General features: G+C 63.6%; 15 protein-coding genes and 1 tRNA gene. All 16 read right to left on the reverse strand.

What is annotated here, in order from left to right:
• Positions 1-116: 116 nt before the first annotated feature.
• Positions 117-193 (reverse strand) — tRNA-Pro (locus tag ACESSC_RS02530).
• Between the two features lie 80 nt (positions 194-273).
• Entirely contained in the window at positions 274-1,485 is a 1,212-nt protein-coding gene (gene coaBC / locus ACESSC_RS02535) for a bifunctional phosphopantothenoylcysteine decarboxylase/phosphopantothenate--cysteine ligase CoaBC (protein ID WP_373161074.1), read from the reverse strand.
• A gap of 3 nt (positions 1,486-1,488) precedes the next feature.
• Positions 1,489-2,208 (reverse strand): zinc ribbon domain-containing protein, encoded by a 720-nt coding sequence (locus ACESSC_RS02540; protein WP_117842399.1) that lies wholly within the window; start codon positions 2,206-2,208, stop codon positions 1,489-1,491.
• The gene (locus tag ACESSC_RS02545) at positions 2,205-3,014 is read right to left on the reverse strand and encodes a Nif3-like dinuclear metal center hexameric protein (RefSeq protein ID WP_373161075.1); all 810 of its coding nucleotides are present in this window, start codon (positions 3,012-3,014) and stop codon (positions 2,205-2,207) included. The genes ACESSC_RS02540 and ACESSC_RS02545 overlap by 4 nt, the downstream gene beginning before the upstream one ends.
• Entirely contained in the window at positions 3,011-4,189 is a 1,179-nt protein-coding gene (locus tag ACESSC_RS02550) for a cysteine desulfurase family protein (protein ID WP_373161076.1), read from the reverse strand. Before ACESSC_RS02550 ends, ACESSC_RS02545 begins: the two co-directional genes overlap by 4 nt.
• Before the next feature lie 6 nt (positions 4,190-4,195).
• Positions 4,196-4,867 (reverse strand): ribulose-phosphate 3-epimerase, encoded by a 672-nt coding sequence (gene rpe / locus ACESSC_RS02555; RefSeq protein WP_373161077.1) that lies wholly within the window; start codon positions 4,865-4,867, stop codon positions 4,196-4,198.
• Positions 4,868-4,885: 18 nt separating this feature from the next.
• On the reverse strand, positions 4,886-5,893 hold the full coding sequence (locus tag ACESSC_RS02560; protein ID WP_373161078.1) for an NAD(P)H-dependent glycerol-3-phosphate dehydrogenase: 1,008 nt from the start codon (positions 5,891-5,893) through the stop codon (positions 4,886-4,888).
• Between the two features lie 9 nt (positions 5,894-5,902).
• Positions 5,903-6,586, reverse strand: a complete 684-nt coding sequence (gene plsY / locus ACESSC_RS02565; protein WP_373161079.1) for a glycerol-3-phosphate 1-O-acyltransferase PlsY — start codon at positions 6,584-6,586, stop codon at positions 5,903-5,905.
• Positions 6,579-7,913 carry a ribosome biogenesis GTPase Der gene (gene der, locus ACESSC_RS02570; protein WP_373161080.1) on the reverse strand — a complete coding sequence of 445 codons (1,335 nt, stop codon included), beginning with the start codon at positions 7,911-7,913 and terminating at the stop codon, positions 6,579-6,581. The genes plsY and der overlap by 8 nt, the downstream gene beginning before the upstream one ends.
• A 10-nt stretch (positions 7,914-7,923) precedes the next feature.
• Positions 7,924-9,366 carry a DUF512 domain-containing protein gene (locus ACESSC_RS02575; protein ID WP_373161081.1) on the reverse strand — a complete coding sequence of 481 codons (1,443 nt, stop codon included), beginning with the start codon at positions 9,364-9,366 and terminating at the stop codon, positions 7,924-7,926.
• A 2-nt stretch (positions 9,367-9,368) separates the two neighbouring features.
• Positions 9,369-10,268, reverse strand: a complete 900-nt coding sequence (locus ACESSC_RS02580; RefSeq protein WP_373161082.1) for a 4-hydroxy-3-methylbut-2-enyl diphosphate reductase — start codon at positions 10,266-10,268, stop codon at positions 9,369-9,371.
• A gap of 2 nt (positions 10,269-10,270) precedes the next feature.
• A complete protein-coding gene (locus ACESSC_RS02585) occupies positions 10,271-10,999 on the reverse strand; it encodes a lysophospholipid acyltransferase family protein (protein ID WP_373161083.1) in 729 nt (242 codons plus the stop codon).
• Between the two features lie 3 nt (positions 11,000-11,002).
• Positions 11,003-11,689, reverse strand: coding sequence for a (d)CMP kinase (gene cmk, locus ACESSC_RS02590; protein ID WP_373161084.1), 687 nt, complete (start codon positions 11,687-11,689; stop codon positions 11,003-11,005).
• 65 nt (positions 11,690-11,754) lie between these two features.
• Positions 11,755-12,684 (reverse strand): pseudouridine synthase, encoded by a 930-nt coding sequence (locus ACESSC_RS02595; protein ID WP_373161085.1) that lies wholly within the window; start codon positions 12,682-12,684, stop codon positions 11,755-11,757.
• Positions 12,685-12,706: 22 nt separating this feature from the next.
• Positions 12,707-13,435, reverse strand: coding sequence for an SMC-Scp complex subunit ScpB (scpB, locus tag ACESSC_RS02600; protein WP_373161086.1), 729 nt, complete (start codon positions 13,433-13,435; stop codon positions 12,707-12,709).
• An 11-nt stretch (positions 13,436-13,446) separates the two neighbouring features.
• Positions 13,447-14,259 (reverse strand): segregation and condensation protein A, encoded by an 813-nt coding sequence (locus ACESSC_RS02605; protein WP_373161087.1) that lies wholly within the window; start codon positions 14,257-14,259, stop codon positions 13,447-13,449.
• Positions 14,260-14,283: the final 24 nt, after the last annotated feature.

Genomic DNA, 14,283 nt, shown 5'->3' on the forward strand with positions numbered 1-14,283 from the left:
GCCGCAAAAGGCGATTGTCGTGCAGGTAGATTTTTGGCACCCTGTTGCTTAATCAAAATTAAGCAATTGCTTAAAACAAAAAAGGTCAGGTACTAGGTGCCTGACCTGCAAACTTCTGGTCGGGACGACTGGATTCGAACCAGCGACCCCTTGACCCCCAGTCAAGTGCGCTACCAAGCTGCGCCACGTCCCGAAGCTTTTGTTTGTTGCTCTGCTCTCGCTCGCAACAGGGAGTATATTAACCCGAAACTTTGGCCTTGTGCAAGAACTTTTTTAATTATTTTTGAGCAAGTCCAAAATTGTATCTGCGAGCTGGGGTTTTGTTAGCACGGGAAGTTCCTGCGTCCCTGCTGTGCTAACAATCCAGGCCTTATTGGTGTCGGTTCCAAAGCCCGAATCGGCGCGCGTGACATCGTTGGCGATGATCGCATCGCAACCCTTACGGGCCAATTTACGCTCAGCGTACTCCACGACGTTATCGGTCTCGGCTGCAAAGCCGATCACGCACCGCTCTCCCTTTTGGCACGAAAGCTCGGCCAAAATATCAACGGTCTCGACGAGCTCGATGCGATTCAAGCGTTCATTAGCCTTTTTGAGCTTGTGGTCCGCAGGGGCCGCGGGCGTGTAGTCGGCGACGGCTGCCGCGCAAATGGCAGCGTCGGCCGTCAGGAAGGCGTTTAACGCCGCCTGCAGCATCTCTGCGGCGGTCTGCACGCGCACGCACTCTACGCCGTGGGGAACGTCGAGCGATGTCGGTCCCAGCACGAGCGTGACGGCGGCACCGCGACGTGCGGCCTCCCCCGCCAGGGCGATACCCATCTTGCCCGAAGAACGGTTGCCAATGAAGCGCACGGGGTCGATCGGCTCATGCGTGGGGCCGGCAGTGATGACGATGCGCTTGCCTGCGAGGTCCTGGGGCGCGGGGTTGAATACCTCGCAGATGGCCTCAACGATGTCCTCAGGCTCGCTCATGCGTCCCGTGTCCACGTCGCCGCAGGCAAGGTAGCCGCTGCCGGGTCCCACCACATGGACGCCACGGTCGCGCAACGTGGCCATATTGGCCTGCGTCGCCGGCGCCTTCCACATGCCATTGTTCATGGCCGGCGCGATCACGATGGGGCGCGGTGTGGCAAGCAGCGTGGTGGAGATGAGGTCGTCGGCAATGCCGTTGGCCATCTTGGCGATGATGTTGGCCGTCGCGGGCGCCACGACCACCAGATCGGGCTCCTGCGCCAGCGAAATGTGGTGGATGGGGTCGGAGGGATCGTCGAACAGACCCACGGCGACGGGCTCGTTGGTGAGCGCACGGAAGGTAAGCGGCCCCACAAACTCGGTGGCATGCTCGCTCATAATGACCTTGACGCGCGCGCCGCGCTTTTGCAGCAGGCGCACGATATTGCACGACTTATAGGCGGCGATCCCGCCGGTAATGCCCAGCAGGATCGTTTTACCCTCAAGTTGCATTGAATTGTTGGGCGCCGCCATCGTTTACGCTTCCTTGCTCGGGAGCACCAGCAGGCGGTGGCAGTACGGGCAGTGCGTAATCTCGCTACCGTCGTGGTTGAGGTCGCTCATGGACGATGCCTGCAGCGCGGTGTGGCAGACCGTGGGGATGTTACCCTGGATGGTCTCGACGGCCAAGCCGCGGAACTGTTTGAGCAGACGCTCGTAATCGGTGAGCACATCGGTCGGCAGCGTAGCGGCAAGGGCGGTGCGTTCCTTGGTGGCAGCGTCAATCTGGGTCTGCAGGTCGGCGGCCTTGGCGCGGGCGGCCTTGGTATCGGCCTTCACACCCTCCTCGAACTTGGCGATGATGGCCTGCGCGCGAGCCTCGCGGTCGAGCGCTTCCTTATGGGCGACGACGACGTCCTTGCGGGTGTGCTCGATCTTGTCCAGGCGCTTGGCCAGGGTGGCAAGCTCGTTTTCCAGATCCTGGACCTCGCGGTAGTCGGAGCCGTCGACGTGGCGCTTCTTGGCAGCCTCGATGGCGTTGTTCGTCTGAATCTCGGTGGTGTTGAGATCGTCGAGCTCAATGTCCAGATCCTTGCGCTGGGCGTAGAGCTTGGTCATCTCGGACTTGAGCTTCACATAGGTCTTGCGCTTGGAAGCGAGCTCCTTGAGCTCCGGCATATTGGCAAGTTCGCTTTTGTTGCGGGCGAGCTCCAAATCGATCTGTTGCAGCTTGAGTAGCGTAGCGCCGGCGCTCATAAGTTCTCTCCTTTTGTCACAGTCCACCATTGGCAAGGGTTCAGTATTTTAATCGCATGACGGGGTTTAACCCCGGCGTCAACTGCAGAGTTCATCAAGATATCCACGAACGGCTCCTCGGAGCGGTCGTGGCCGAGCAAGATCACCGGCAGCCCGCGCAAGGCAAGGTCTTGCGCCACGTGGTAGCCCGCCTCGCCCGTCACGACAACATCTGCGCCCGCGGCGATGGCGAGCTCTCCGAAGTCGCCCAGGGAGCCGCCCAAAATGGCGACGGTGCGGCACGGGCGATCAGCTTTGCCCCACACACGCGGGTCGCTGCCAAAGGCCGTGGCAGCACGGGTGGCAAGATCGCGCAGCGTGCACGGGTCATTGAGCGTTGCAAGTGCGCCCAGGCCGGTGGCCTCGGGGTCGTCCACGTGCTCCAGTGAGCTCACGGGTGCGGCACCCAGCAGCTTGCTCAGGCAGACACGGGCTTCGTGCGAGCGGTCCAGGTTGGTGTGGAGCGAGATAATGCTCACCCCGCAGCGGGCAGCCTCGTAGAGGGCCGCACTGCACTGGGGTCGTGTGGCATCCGCCGGACAAAAGGCCTCGGGTGCCTTGATGTATATGGGATGATGCGTCAGCAGCACGTTGGCGCTTGCTTCTTGGGCGCGGCGAACATTAGCCTCAGTCGCATCGAGTGCGCAGGCCACGCCGGTAATCTCGGCGGCAGGGTCACCTACGGAAAGTCCTACGTGATCCCAGCTCTCGGCATTTGCTTTGGGATAGCGTGCCAGTAGCGCGCGCTCGAGCTCGGCGACGATCATGCGGCACCTGCGATCGAGAGCAGCGTCTGGGCAAACTCGTCCAGATCGTCCGGATTCACGCGGTCGTCAAAGGAAATGCGCAGTGCACCTAGTGCCTGCTCGCGACCAATGCCCATGGCGCTGAGCACATGGCTCGGGTCCATGCTGCCGCTCGAGCACGCCGAGCCGGCCGAAACCTCAAAGCCGGCGGCATCGAGCTTGACGATGAGCTCCTCGGAGTCCATGCCATCAACGTAGATCGACACCATGCCCGGCAGGCGATCGGCCTGTGCGTAGTCGCCCATGGTGGCATGAATACGCGGATGAGCCGTAAGCGTGGCGTAGAGCTTGTCGGAAAGGGCTTGCAGCTTCGCGCGCTCCTGAGCCACATGGGGCGTCAGAGATGAGGCGGCAGCGGCAAAGGCGAGCTGCGTTCGCAGGTCTTGCGTGCCGGCACGACGACCGGCCTCCTGTCCGCCGCCAAAGATGCGCGGGCGCAGCGGCGTGCGGCTCTTAAGGTAGAGTGCGCCAGATGCCACGGGACCGCCAATCTTGTGGGCTGCGACGGACATGGCGTCGACGCCCAGCTCGGCGGCATCGAGCGGAATGTGCAGATACCCCTGGATGGCATCGGTGTGGAACAGGGCGCCAACGGTATGCGCGGCCGCGGCAAGCTCGCGGATGGGCTGCACCACGCCGGTCTCGTTGTTGGCAACCATGATGCTCACGAGCGCCACGTCGTCGCCTAGTAGCTCGACAAGCGCGACAGGCTCAATGTAGCCCGCGCGGCAGGGCTGCACCAGCTCGACGGTAAAGCCGGCGGCACGCAGCAGCGGCAGGTTGTCCAGAATCGAATCGTGCTCGATGGCAGATACGATCACGCGGTTACGCTTGCGATCGCGCTGACGAGCACCCTCGGCAAGACCGAGCAGCGCCAGCTGGTTGGCTTCGGTGCCGCCGTTGGTCAGAACAATCTCGGACGGGCGGACGCATGCGCCAAAGCTATGGGCGATCTCGCGACGGGCAACCTCCAGGCGTGCAGCGGCCTTGCGGCCGAGCGAATGCAGCGAGTTGGGGTTGACGCCGGCAAGCTCGCTGTCGTCGTACTCGCGCTGCGCAAGGAGCGCCTCGGCGCGCATGGGCGTCGAGGCGGCATAGTCAAGATTCACGGGTATGCGGTTTTGACCTGCGGTCATAAGGGTTTATGCCTCCTGTGCGGCCTCGTTGCCCAGCTTCTGCAGCAGCGCAACCTCGGCAGCGGGATCTTCGGACTTAAATACGGCGGAGCCGGCCACCAGGACATCGGCACCGGCCTTGACGACCTCGGCGATGTTTTTGGAAGAGATGCCGCCGTCGACCTCGATCATGGGCGACACGCCGTGGCGCTCGCACATGGCTTTGAGCTCGTGGAGCTTGGCGATGGTGCCCGGGATAAAGCTCTGGCCGCCAAAGCCGGGGTTCACGCTCATCAGCAGCACCATATCGACGACGTCGATGATGCTCTCGAGCACGCACACGGGGGTGGCGGGGTTGAGCACCACACCGGCCTTGACGCCGCGCTGCTGAAGATGCGTGAGCGTGCGGTGCAGGTGCGTGGAGGCCTCATAGTGCACGGTGATCATGTCGGCACCGGCGTCGGCGTACCAATCGACCGTCTCATCGGGGTTCGATACCATCAGGTGCGCGTCGACCGGCACGTCGGTGGAGCGCTTGACGGCCTTGAGGATGTCAACGCCAAAGGTGAGGTTGCCGGTAAAGTGACCGTCCATAACGTCGAAGTGCACGTAGTCGGCACCGGCGATCTTGTCGAGCTCGCCCCTGAGGTTGGCCATGTCGGCCGAAAGGACGGACGGAGCGATTTTAATGGAACCCATGGTAGAAGCCTTTCTGCGCTAGTCGGTGAGTCCGTAGAACTCTTGAGAAGGGACGCGGTCGGTAAGAATCTCTAGCGCCCTATCCAAAGTAACACCGTTGTAGAGCGTTTGCTCCACGGCAAAGGTGAGCGGAATGTCTACGCCCAGTGAACGGGCGAGCTCGCTGACGCTGCGGGCCGCGACGGCGCCCTCGACCACCATATGCGTGCGCGTCTGATACTCGTCGAGCGACACGCCGTTGGCAAACTCGTAGCCAAAGGTGCGGTTGCGCGAATGCTCCGAGGTGCAGGTGGCAATGAGGTCGCCCATGCCGGCGAGTCCCATGCAAGTTATGGCCTGCCCGCCGCGGGCGTGCACCAGACGGCTGATCTCTGCCAGGCCGCGCGTCATGATAAGGGCAAGCGTGTTGTCGCCGGCACCGGTGCCGGCGGAGATGCCGCACACGATGGCGATGACATTTTTCATGGCGCCGCAAACCTCGACGCCGGTCATGTCCTGCGACAGGTAGATGCGGAAGGCCGTGGATAGGAGCAGGTCCTTAAAGGTCTCCCCTATCTGCGGGTCTTTGCTGGCGATGACGGCGGCAGAAAGTCCGCCGCGGCAGATCTCCTCGGCATGGTTGGGGCCCGAGAGTGCCGCTACGCGCGTCTCGTTGCCGATCTCGCTGGCGATGACCTCGCTCATGAGCAGGCCGGACTCGGGCTCAATGCCCTTGGTGAGGCAGAGCACCGGGGTGTCGGTGGCGATACAAGGTGCCGCTTGATGGCATACGCTGCGTAGGTGCGTGGAGGGCACGGCAAAGATGATGGCATCGGCGTCGTTGAGCGCCTGCACCAGGTCCGTCGTGGCGACGACGTTACCGGGCAGCTCATATCCCACCAGATACCGGGGGTTACGGTGCTCGCCATTGATGCCGGCGGCCGTCTGCTCACTATGAGCCCACATGGTCACGCGCTCGGCTCGCGCGGCGGCAAGGCCGGCGACGGCGGTTCCCCAGGAGCCGGAGCCAATCAGCGCAACATTCATTGCTCTCTCCTACTTATCGTCGGGCTCGGTGACGCGCTTGGTAAACGAGAGCTTGGACTCCTTACCAGCCATGAGCTTTTGGATATTCGAGCGATGGGCCCATACCACGGTGATGCCGATCATCGCCATGCAAAACTTGAGTCCTAGGCTACTATACGGAAAGACCGCGCAGGCAGCGATTGGAAGACCGATGGCAGCGGCGAGCGAGCCCACCGACACATACTTGGTGATGGCGACGGCCACGATAAACATGCCCAGCAGCGACAGGCCAATGGGCCAGTACCAGGCGAGGATGACGCCCAGACCAACCGCGATACCCTTGCCGCCATGGAAGTTGAGGTAGGGCGAGAAGATGTGGCCCCACACGGCTGCCAGGCAAATGACGCCGAGCATCCAATCGCCGGGGGCTCCGGGCGCCATGATGCTTACGGGGAAGCCATAGCCCAAGTCGGCAATGAGCGGACGCGCGATAAGGACGCAGATGGCGCCCTTAAGGCAGTCGAGCAACAACGTGAGCGCGGCCACCTTAGGGCCGGCCACGCGCAGCGCATTGGTTGTGCCGATGTTGCCGGAGCCCGCCTTGCGAATGTCCGTGTGGTTGAACACGCGGCCCAGGATCAGGCCAAACGGAATCGCTCCGATAAAGAACGAGACCACGGCGCAGATGGCGGTCAGCAGAATCGGATTATGCATCCTTTTGTTCCTTCTTCCTAAAGAAGAGTCGAATGGGCGTGCCGGCAAAATCGAAAGTCGAGCGCATGCGGTTCTCCACGTAGCGCTGGTAGGTGTCGTTGACCAGGTCGCTGTGGTTGACGAAGAACGTGAACGTCGGCGGGTTGATGCCCGTCTGAGTCACGTAGTGCATACGCAGGCGGCGCTTGCCGTCCACCACGGTGTGGCCGAACTCGCGCAGGTCGGTGAGGAAGGTGTTGAGGCGCGAGGTGGTGATCTTTTGCGAGCGCGTCTTCTCGGCGGCGTCGACCATCGCCCAGATCTTCTCGACGCTGCGGCCAGTGAGGGCAGAGATGCGCAGGTACTTGGCCCAGGGAGCCATAACGCCCAGACGGCGGTCGACGGTCTCCATGCAGGCCTCGCGCTTGCGGTCGTCGTCGAGCAGGTCCCACTTGTTGAGCAGCACGACGATGGCGCAGCCGCGCTCGATGGCCAAGCCCATGACCTTCTGGTCCTGCTCGGTAACGCCCACGGAGGCGTCGACGACGAGCAGCGCCACGTCGGCGCGATCGATGGCGCGCAGGCCGCGGACCATCGAGTAGTACTCGATATTCTCGTACACGGTGCTCTTCTTGCGAATACCAGCGGTGTCAACCATGCGGTAGTGCTTGCCGTTGCGCTCCACGACGGTGTCGATGGCGTCGCGCGTCGTGCCGGCAATGTTGGACACGATAGAGCGGTCGGCGCCCAGGATGCGGTTGAACAGCGAGGACTTACCGGCGTTGGGGCGGCCGATGATGGCCACGTTCAGCGCATCGGGGAACTCATCGGCGACCTCGTCCTCTTCCTCCGGAAGCAGGGCCACGATATCGTCGAGCAGGTCGCCCGTGCCGTGGCCATGCAGGGCCGAGAGGGGCGTGGGCTCACCGACGCCGAGCGAATAGAACTCCCAGATGCTGTCGTTTTCGCGATCGGGGTTGTCGAGCTTGTTCACCAGTAGAAAGACCGGCTTGTCGCAGCGCTTGAGCATGCGAGCGACCGACTCGTCCTCCTCGGTGACGCCGGTGCGGCCGTCGACCACAAACAGGATGACGGCGGCTTCCTCGGCGGCGGCGAGGGCCTGGTCGCGGATGGACGTGGCAAAGACGTCATCGCTCTTGAGCGGCTCGATGCCGCCCGTGTCGACAATGGTGAACTCGCGGCCGTTCCAATCGGCCGTGTGGTATGAGCGATCGCGCGTGACGCCGCGGGACTCATGGACGATGGCGTCCGAGGTTTGGGCCAGGCGGTTAACGAGCGTGGACTTGCCCACGTTGGGGCGTCCGACGACGGCGACGATAGGTTTCATCTGCTCTCCTTTAATGGATAGGGTCAGCGGAATTAGTAGAGTCTGCGGGCACAATGCCAAGGATATGCTCCAGGGTATCGAGCAGCTCATGCGGCATGGTCGACACCACATGAACCTCGGCGCCGCGACTGGTAAGGCTTGCGAGTAAATCGTCACGATGATACTCGTCAAGCGTCATGCCGTCAGCGTTGAACATGAGCTTAGGCACAAAGAGCATAACCCCCGACAGGTCTTGGGGCAGCTGCTCCAGAATGTCACACGCGACGATGAGGCCGGTCACGTCCACGTTGCCGCCGAAGTAGCGGTTCTTGATGGCCGTAACAGTGCCGCCGAGACCATGCGGCGACTCCACAAAGCGCGCCACGGTGTCGCGCGCGCTGGCGCCGGAGAGGCACAGCAGGTGCTGGCTGCGGGCGGCGATGGCCTCGCGGACGCGGGCCAGTCGCTCGGCATCGGTAGCCAGCACGTCGTCGGTCTCGTCCAGATACGAGCGGATCATGCCGATGCCGTCGTAGTACTGCGGGTAACCGTCGTAAAAGTCTGCCTCGGGAGGATCGATGCCGGCGTCCAAGTAGAACTCGTCGCTCATCTGGAAGGTGTGGCGGCCAAAGCGCTCATAGGCGCGGTCCTGGTAGGGACGGATCATGGCAATGGTCTCGCGCGCTAGCTCGGGCTTGTCGCTGTAGGACCAGCTAAAACGGTTCTGATGCTTGGTAAAGCCGAGCGGCACGATGCCCAGGCTTGTGATTTGCTCGTGCTCCTCGCAAAAGCGCAGGGTCTTTTCCAGCTCCTCGCCGTCGTTCATGCCGGGGCACAGCACAATCTGCGCGTGAATCTCGATGCCGGCGGCCATGATGGTCTCGAGTACGTCCATGCCTCGCTGGGCGTTACGGCCCATCATACGACGGCGGACGTCGGGGCTCACTGCGTGGACCGACACGTTCATGGGACTCATGTTGCGCTGGATGACGTTTTGAACATCTTCGTCTGTGAGGTTCGTGAGCGTGACGAAGTTGCCCTGCAAAAAGCTTAGGCGATAGTCGTCGTCGCGAATATAGAGCGTGGAGCGGCCGCCCTTGGGGAGCATGGTCATAAAGCAGAATACGCAGGCGTTGACGCAGGTACGCATGCCATCGAAGATGGGGCCATCGAACTCCAAACCCCAATCCTCGCCGGGAAAGCGGTCGAGCTCGACGGGGGTGACGGTGCCGTCGTGCGGATCGAAAACCTCCAGGTCGACGGTATCATCGTCGGCCTCCCAGAGCCACACGATCATGTCGGTGAGCGCCTCGCCGTTGACCGTGAGCACGCGCATGCCCGGCTCGATACCCACATCCCACGCGGGCGATTCGGGACGCACGTTCTTTACGAGCGCGCCCTCACCCGGCTCGGGGTCGCGGCTGCGCCCGTAATCGGCCACCTCGGCGGCGTATGCGGGTACGGTCTGGTCCATGGTTAGCGGCAAAGCTCCTTGATGCGCGTGACAGCGCGCTCGATGTGTTCTTGTGGGGTGGAGGCTCCGGCGGTGATGCCGATGTGGTGAGCGTCGGTAAACCACGCGGCCTGGAGCTCGGAAGCTTCCTCGATGTGATACGTACGTTCGCAGGCGTCGGCGCAAATCTGCGCTAGGCGGCGCGTGTTGCCCGAGTTCTTTCCGCCCACCACGACCATGCAGTCGCAGCGGTTGGCAAGTTCGGCTGCTGCCTGTTGACGCTCACTCGTGGCGGCGCAGATGGTGTTGATCACACGCAGCTCCTGCACGCGCGGGGTGATAGCGGCCACGACCTCGGCGAGATTCTGCGCGGTTTGGGTGGTCTGTACGACGAGGCCCACCTTGCCCTTGAGCGACAGCGCGTCCGCATCGGCAGCGCAGCTCACGACCCGCGCGTCATTGCCGGCGTGGCCCAGAATGCCCTCGACCTCGGGGTGGCCCGGCTCGCCCACGACCACCACGCGGTAGCCCTCGCGCACCAAGCGCTCCGCCGCCACGTGGACCTTTTTCACGTAGGGGCAGGTGGCGTCGACCACGGTAAGACCGCGCTCGCGGGCGGCATCGATTACCTGCGGCACCACGCCGTGGGCGCGGATGATCACGGTACCGGTTGCGGCGCTATCCAGGTTCTCAGCCAGGCTAACGCCTGCCTCAGCGAGCTCGCGCACCACGATAGGGTTATGGATGAGCGGACCCAAGGTATGGACCTGAGTGCACTCCCCTGCCTGCGGCGCGGCGGCCAATGCCATGTCGAGCGCGCGCTGCACGCCGTAGCAGGTGCCGGCGTGAGCTGCAATCTCGATGGTGGGCGCGGTGGCTTGGTCGGACGCAGTCGCGGCGGTGTTCGTCACGTTCTCGCTCATGGCTAGAACCTGCCCGGATGCTCGGCGCACAGCTCGTCGCGCATGGCGTATACGCGGCTCATAGCCTCGGACTCAAACCAGGCCAAGCGCTCCGTACGCTTAAGCCCGGCCGGTGCATCGGAAAGCGAGACGGCTTTGCCGGCACGAATCCAGCACTTCTTGGGACGCATGAGCTTTTTGCCCGCGGGCGTGATATCAGACCAGCCGCAGATGGCGAGCGGGTTGACGGGCGCCTTGCCCATCTGAGCGATGAGCGCAAAACCGCCGTGGACCTCGGGCTTGATCTCGCGCGAGCGGATGCGCGTGCCCTCGGGGAAGATCAGGACGTCCTCGCCGCGCTGCAGCGCATGCTGGGCGGCGCGCAGGCACTTCATATCGGCAGTACCGCGCTCCACGGGGATGCCGCCAACGCGGCTAAAGGCCCAGCGCACAATCTTGCTCTTGGCAAATTCGGACTTAAAGATGGGACGAATGCGGCGGCCCCCAAAGAACAACGCCGTCTCCACGGCCAAGAGCTCGGCCATCGAGGTGTGGTTGCAGATGACCACGCTGCCGCGGCCTTCCTGACGCTCAAACAGCAGGTCAGCGTCCTCGACCTTCCAACGCCACATGAGCTTGGAGAAGGCCCAAAGGATGGCCATGACTACGACGACGGTGCCGCGGATGAGCGCTGGGAACTCTGCGTAGGGAGCGTTGTAATAATCCTCAGGCGTCTGCTTAAACAGGCGCATGGCCTACCTCCTTTGGTTGATGAGGTCCTCGATTATCGAGACGACCTCGTCGATGGTGTGGGCGGTGGAGTCGACGTGCACGGCGTCCTCGGCGGGCACGAGCGGCGCCACCTCGCGGCTGCTGTCGAGTTTATCGCGCTGCTTGAGGGCGTCGAGGGTCTCGTCGACCTCGGCCTCGAGCTGCTCGGTGGTGAGCGTCTGGGCGTCGTTCTGGTGGCGCTGCAGCACGCGGCGACGGGCGCGCTCGCGCGGGTCAGCGGTCAGGAAGACCTTTACTTGCGCGTTGGGGAATACGACGGTACCGATGTCGCGACCCTCGGCCACGATATCGCGGTCCTCGGCGGCGCGGCGCTGGTGAATGAGCATGGCGGCGCGCACGCCCGGGTAGGCCGAGACCTTGGATACGTTGGCGTCGACCTGCGGGGTACGGATGGCGGCCGAAGCGTCTTTGCCGTCAATGGTCAAACGCGTATCCTCGCCGGTGCCGTTGGTAAAGCGAATCTCGATCTGCTCGGCGAGGGCGTCGATGGCCGTCTCGTCGTCCAGATCGATGCCGCGGTCGAGCGCGGCGAAGGTGACGGCGCGATACATGGCGCCCGTGTCGAGCTTGTTAAAGCCCAGCTGGCGGGCGATCTCCTTGGCGATGGTGGATTTGCCGGAACCGGCGGGGCCGTCGATGGCGACGATCATGCAATGCTTCCTTTCGGTGGTTGACGTGCTGGTATGGTTCGGGGCGCTGGGGCGCGGCGGGTTGCCTAGCCTGTGTAGCGCTCGCGGTAGGTGTTGCGCTTGGGTGCGGAGCCGTGGCTGCCGTGGTGACGCGTGCGGCTGGCGGGCGTATCTTGGGGCTTGCCGCCGTTGCGCTTGGCGCTCGCCTGCTTGGGCGGGATGCCGCCGCTTTTAAGGATCTGCACCTCGCGGTCGGTGAGCTCGCGCCATGAGCCCTTGGCCACGCCCTCGAGCTCAAGGCCGGCAAAGTTGCAGCGGTGCAGGCGGATCACAGGATGGTGAATCTTGCCCAGCATGCGCTTGACCTGGTTTTTACGACCCTCGCGGATTATGACCTCCACGGCGGTGGTGCCGGGTTTGACGCCCTGGGGAGCTACGGCCTCGGCCTCGCGCGCGTTGATGACGCGGCAGATCGCCGGCTGGCACAGACCGTCGTCGAGCTCGATGCCGCTGCGGAGTGGTTCCAAGTCGCGGTCGGACAGCCGTCCGTCCACGAGCGCCTGGTAGGTCTTGTAGACGTGCTTGCTGGGGTGCAGCAGATCCTGCGACAGGTCGCCGTCGGTGGTAAAGAGCAAAAGGCCCGTGGTGTCGCGGTCCAGGCGGCCCACTGGAAACAGGCCCGGAAAGCGGTCGCGCGGGACCAGGTCGGCCACGCAAGGGCGCTCCTGCGGGTCGCTCATGGTGGTGAGGTAGCCGGTCGGCTTGTAGAGCATCAAGTACACGGCGCCCTGGTTGAGCTTGACGGGCATGCCGTCGACCTCGATATGGTCGCGGTCGACGTCGACCTTGGTGCCCAGTTCGGTCGCGACCTGGCCGTTGACGGTCACGCGGCCGGCGGTCATTAGGTCCTCCGAGCCACGGCGGCTCGCCACGCCCGCGCGCGCCAAAAAGCGCTGCAGGCGCATGGTGTGCGGATAGACGGGCTGGGCGTCGGTGGCGGGTACTGCGTTACCCATGGCGCGCGTCTCCCCTACTTCGTTAGTCCTCGTCATGCAAATCCTCCGAGGTCTCGTCGACGACCAGGGTTTCCAAGTCCTCGACTGCCTCAACATCTTCAACATCGGTATCGAGCAGTTCGCGCTCTTCGTCCAGGTCATCGGCCTGCTCCTCGAGCGTGGACTGAATGCTGCGGCCGCTCAGGCGCTCGCGGATAAACTGACGCGATTGCTCGTCGGGGGCAAACTGCTCCAGGTCGGGCAGGTCGCGGGTGGAGCGCAGACCGAACTTTTCCAAGAAGGCGTTGGTCGTGCCGTAAATGATGGCCTGACCGCGCTGGGGATCGCGGCCGAGCTCGCGCACCAGGCCCTTGTCCACGAGCGACGCGATGACGCCGTCGGAGTTGACGCCGCGGATGCCCTTGACCACCTCGCGCGTCACAGGCTGGTGGTATGCGATGACGGCCAGGGTTTCGAGCGCCGCCTGCGACAGCTTTTGCGTGTCCCAGCTCAGCACGTAGGCCTCGACCACGTCGTGGTAGGCGGGATGCGTAAACAGGCGCCAGCCGCCGGCGACCTCGCGCAGCTGAAAGCCGCGGTTGGCCTCCTCGTACTCAACCTTGAGCTCGGCGAGCAGCGACGCGCACTCGCCCGGGGCGATATCCAGCGCTCCTGCCAGCGCGGGTGCGCTCACGGGGTCGCTCGACACCAGCAGCAGCGCCTCGAGGGCGCCTTTAAAGCTGTTTGCCTCCAGCGTGGAAAGGGTTGACATGGTTGCGGCTCCTATTCGGTGAGCTCGGGGCCCTCGCCGGGCACGTATGCCTCGGCTCCCTCGACTCGGTTAATGCAGATGGTTCCGAAGATCTTGTCCTGGCTCAGTGTGAGCGAACCGCGCTTGGCGAGCTCGAGCATGGCCAGGAAGGTGACGACGAGCTGTTCGGTGGTGGCATCGCCGTCCAGTAGCTCGCGGAAGGTGCAGGTTTGGTGCGTCATGGTAAAGCGGTCGACTGAGGCCACGGTCAGGTCGAGCGGCACGCGATGCGGTGCCACGTGCTCGGCCTCCAGCAAGAAGGTCTGGCGCTTGCCGTCCAGGTCGGCACAGATGACGGCCAGGCCGCGCAGGGTGATGCCAGCCAGATAGTCGGGCATGAGACCTAGGAACTCGGGGTCGGGGCCGGCCACACGCGGATGCATACGGCTTTCGGCCTGCATGCGGGCACCGAGGGCCGCAGCCGCGCCTTTAAACTGCTTGTAGGCAATCAGGCGCTGGATCAGGACCTCGCGCAGGGCGTCGCCGTCGAGCGTGCTGAGCTCCTCGAGGTCTTCGTCGAACTCGCCATCGTCGTCATTGACTTTGCTCGGGGCCTCCTGCGGCACAAGAGAGGCGGCCTTGATGTCCAAAAGGGTTGCTGCGACCAGCAAAAAGTCGCTCGCCACGTCCAGGTCCAGCGCCTCGATGCGCTCGGCCTCGGCAAGGTACTGCTCGGCCACCTCGCTGATGGAGATGGCGCCGATATCTACTTTTTGGCGGGTTACCAGCTGCAGCAGCAGGTCGAACGGTCCGCTGTAGACCTGCGTCGACACGCGATACGACATCTTCGACCTCCTTTTACGGCGCCT

Source organism: Collinsella aerofaciens (genome assembly GCF_964243765.1).
Taxonomy (GTDB): domain Bacteria; phylum Actinomycetota; class Coriobacteriia; order Coriobacteriales; family Coriobacteriaceae; genus Collinsella; species Collinsella aerofaciens_BU.

What these genes read in the sequence shown, in the direction of transcription:
- ACESSC_RS02595 (WP_373161085.1), bottom strand. Translation starts at nt 12,684, where the DNA reads ATGGGTAACGCAGTACCCGCCACCGACGCCCAGCCCGTCTATCCGCAC.
- ACESSC_RS02550 (WP_373161076.1), bottom strand. Translation starts at nt 4,189, where the DNA reads ATGACCGCAGGTCAAAACCGCATACCCGTGAATCTTGACTATGCCGCC.
- der (WP_373161080.1), bottom strand. Translation starts at nt 7,913, where the DNA reads ATGAAACCTATCGTCGCCGTCGTCGGACGCCCCAACGTGGGCAAGTCC.
- plsY (WP_373161079.1), bottom strand. Translation starts at nt 6,586, where the DNA reads ATGCATAATCCGATTCTGCTGACCGCCATCTGCGCCGTGGTCTCGTTC.
- ACESSC_RS02575 (WP_373161081.1), bottom strand. Translation starts at nt 9,366, where the DNA reads ATGGACCAGACCGTACCCGCATACGCCGCCGAGGTGGCCGATTACGGG.
- ACESSC_RS02540 (WP_117842399.1), bottom strand. Translation starts at nt 2,208, where the DNA reads ATGAGCGCCGGCGCTACGCTACTCAAGCTGCAACAGATCGATTTGGAG.
- ACESSC_RS02605 (WP_373161087.1), bottom strand. Translation starts at nt 14,259, where the DNA reads ATGTCGTATCGCGTGTCGACGCAGGTCTACAGCGGACCGTTCGACCTG.
- rpe (WP_373161077.1), bottom strand. Translation starts at nt 4,867, where the DNA reads ATGGGTTCCATTAAAATCGCTCCGTCCGTCCTTTCGGCCGACATGGCC.
- ACESSC_RS02545 (WP_373161075.1), bottom strand. Translation starts at nt 3,014, where the DNA reads ATGATCGTCGCCGAGCTCGAGCGCGCGCTACTGGCACGCTATCCCAAA.
- coaBC (WP_373161074.1), bottom strand. Translation starts at nt 1,485, where the DNA reads ATGGCGGCGCCCAACAATTCAATGCAACTTGAGGGTAAAACGATCCTG.
- scpB (WP_373161086.1), bottom strand. Translation starts at nt 13,435, where the DNA reads ATGTCAACCCTTTCCACGCTGGAGGCAAACAGCTTTAAAGGCGCCCTC.
- ACESSC_RS02560 (WP_373161078.1), bottom strand. Translation starts at nt 5,893, where the DNA reads ATGAATGTTGCGCTGATTGGCTCCGGCTCCTGGGGAACCGCCGTCGCC.
- cmk (WP_373161084.1), bottom strand. Translation starts at nt 11,689, where the DNA reads ATGATCGTCGCCATCGACGGCCCCGCCGGTTCCGGCAAATCCACCATC.
- ACESSC_RS02585 (WP_373161083.1), bottom strand. Translation starts at nt 10,999, where the DNA reads ATGCGCCTGTTTAAGCAGACGCCTGAGGATTATTACAACGCTCCCTAC.
- ACESSC_RS02580 (WP_373161082.1), bottom strand. Translation starts at nt 10,268, where the DNA reads ATGAGCGAGAACGTGACGAACACCGCCGCGACTGCGTCCGACCAAGCC.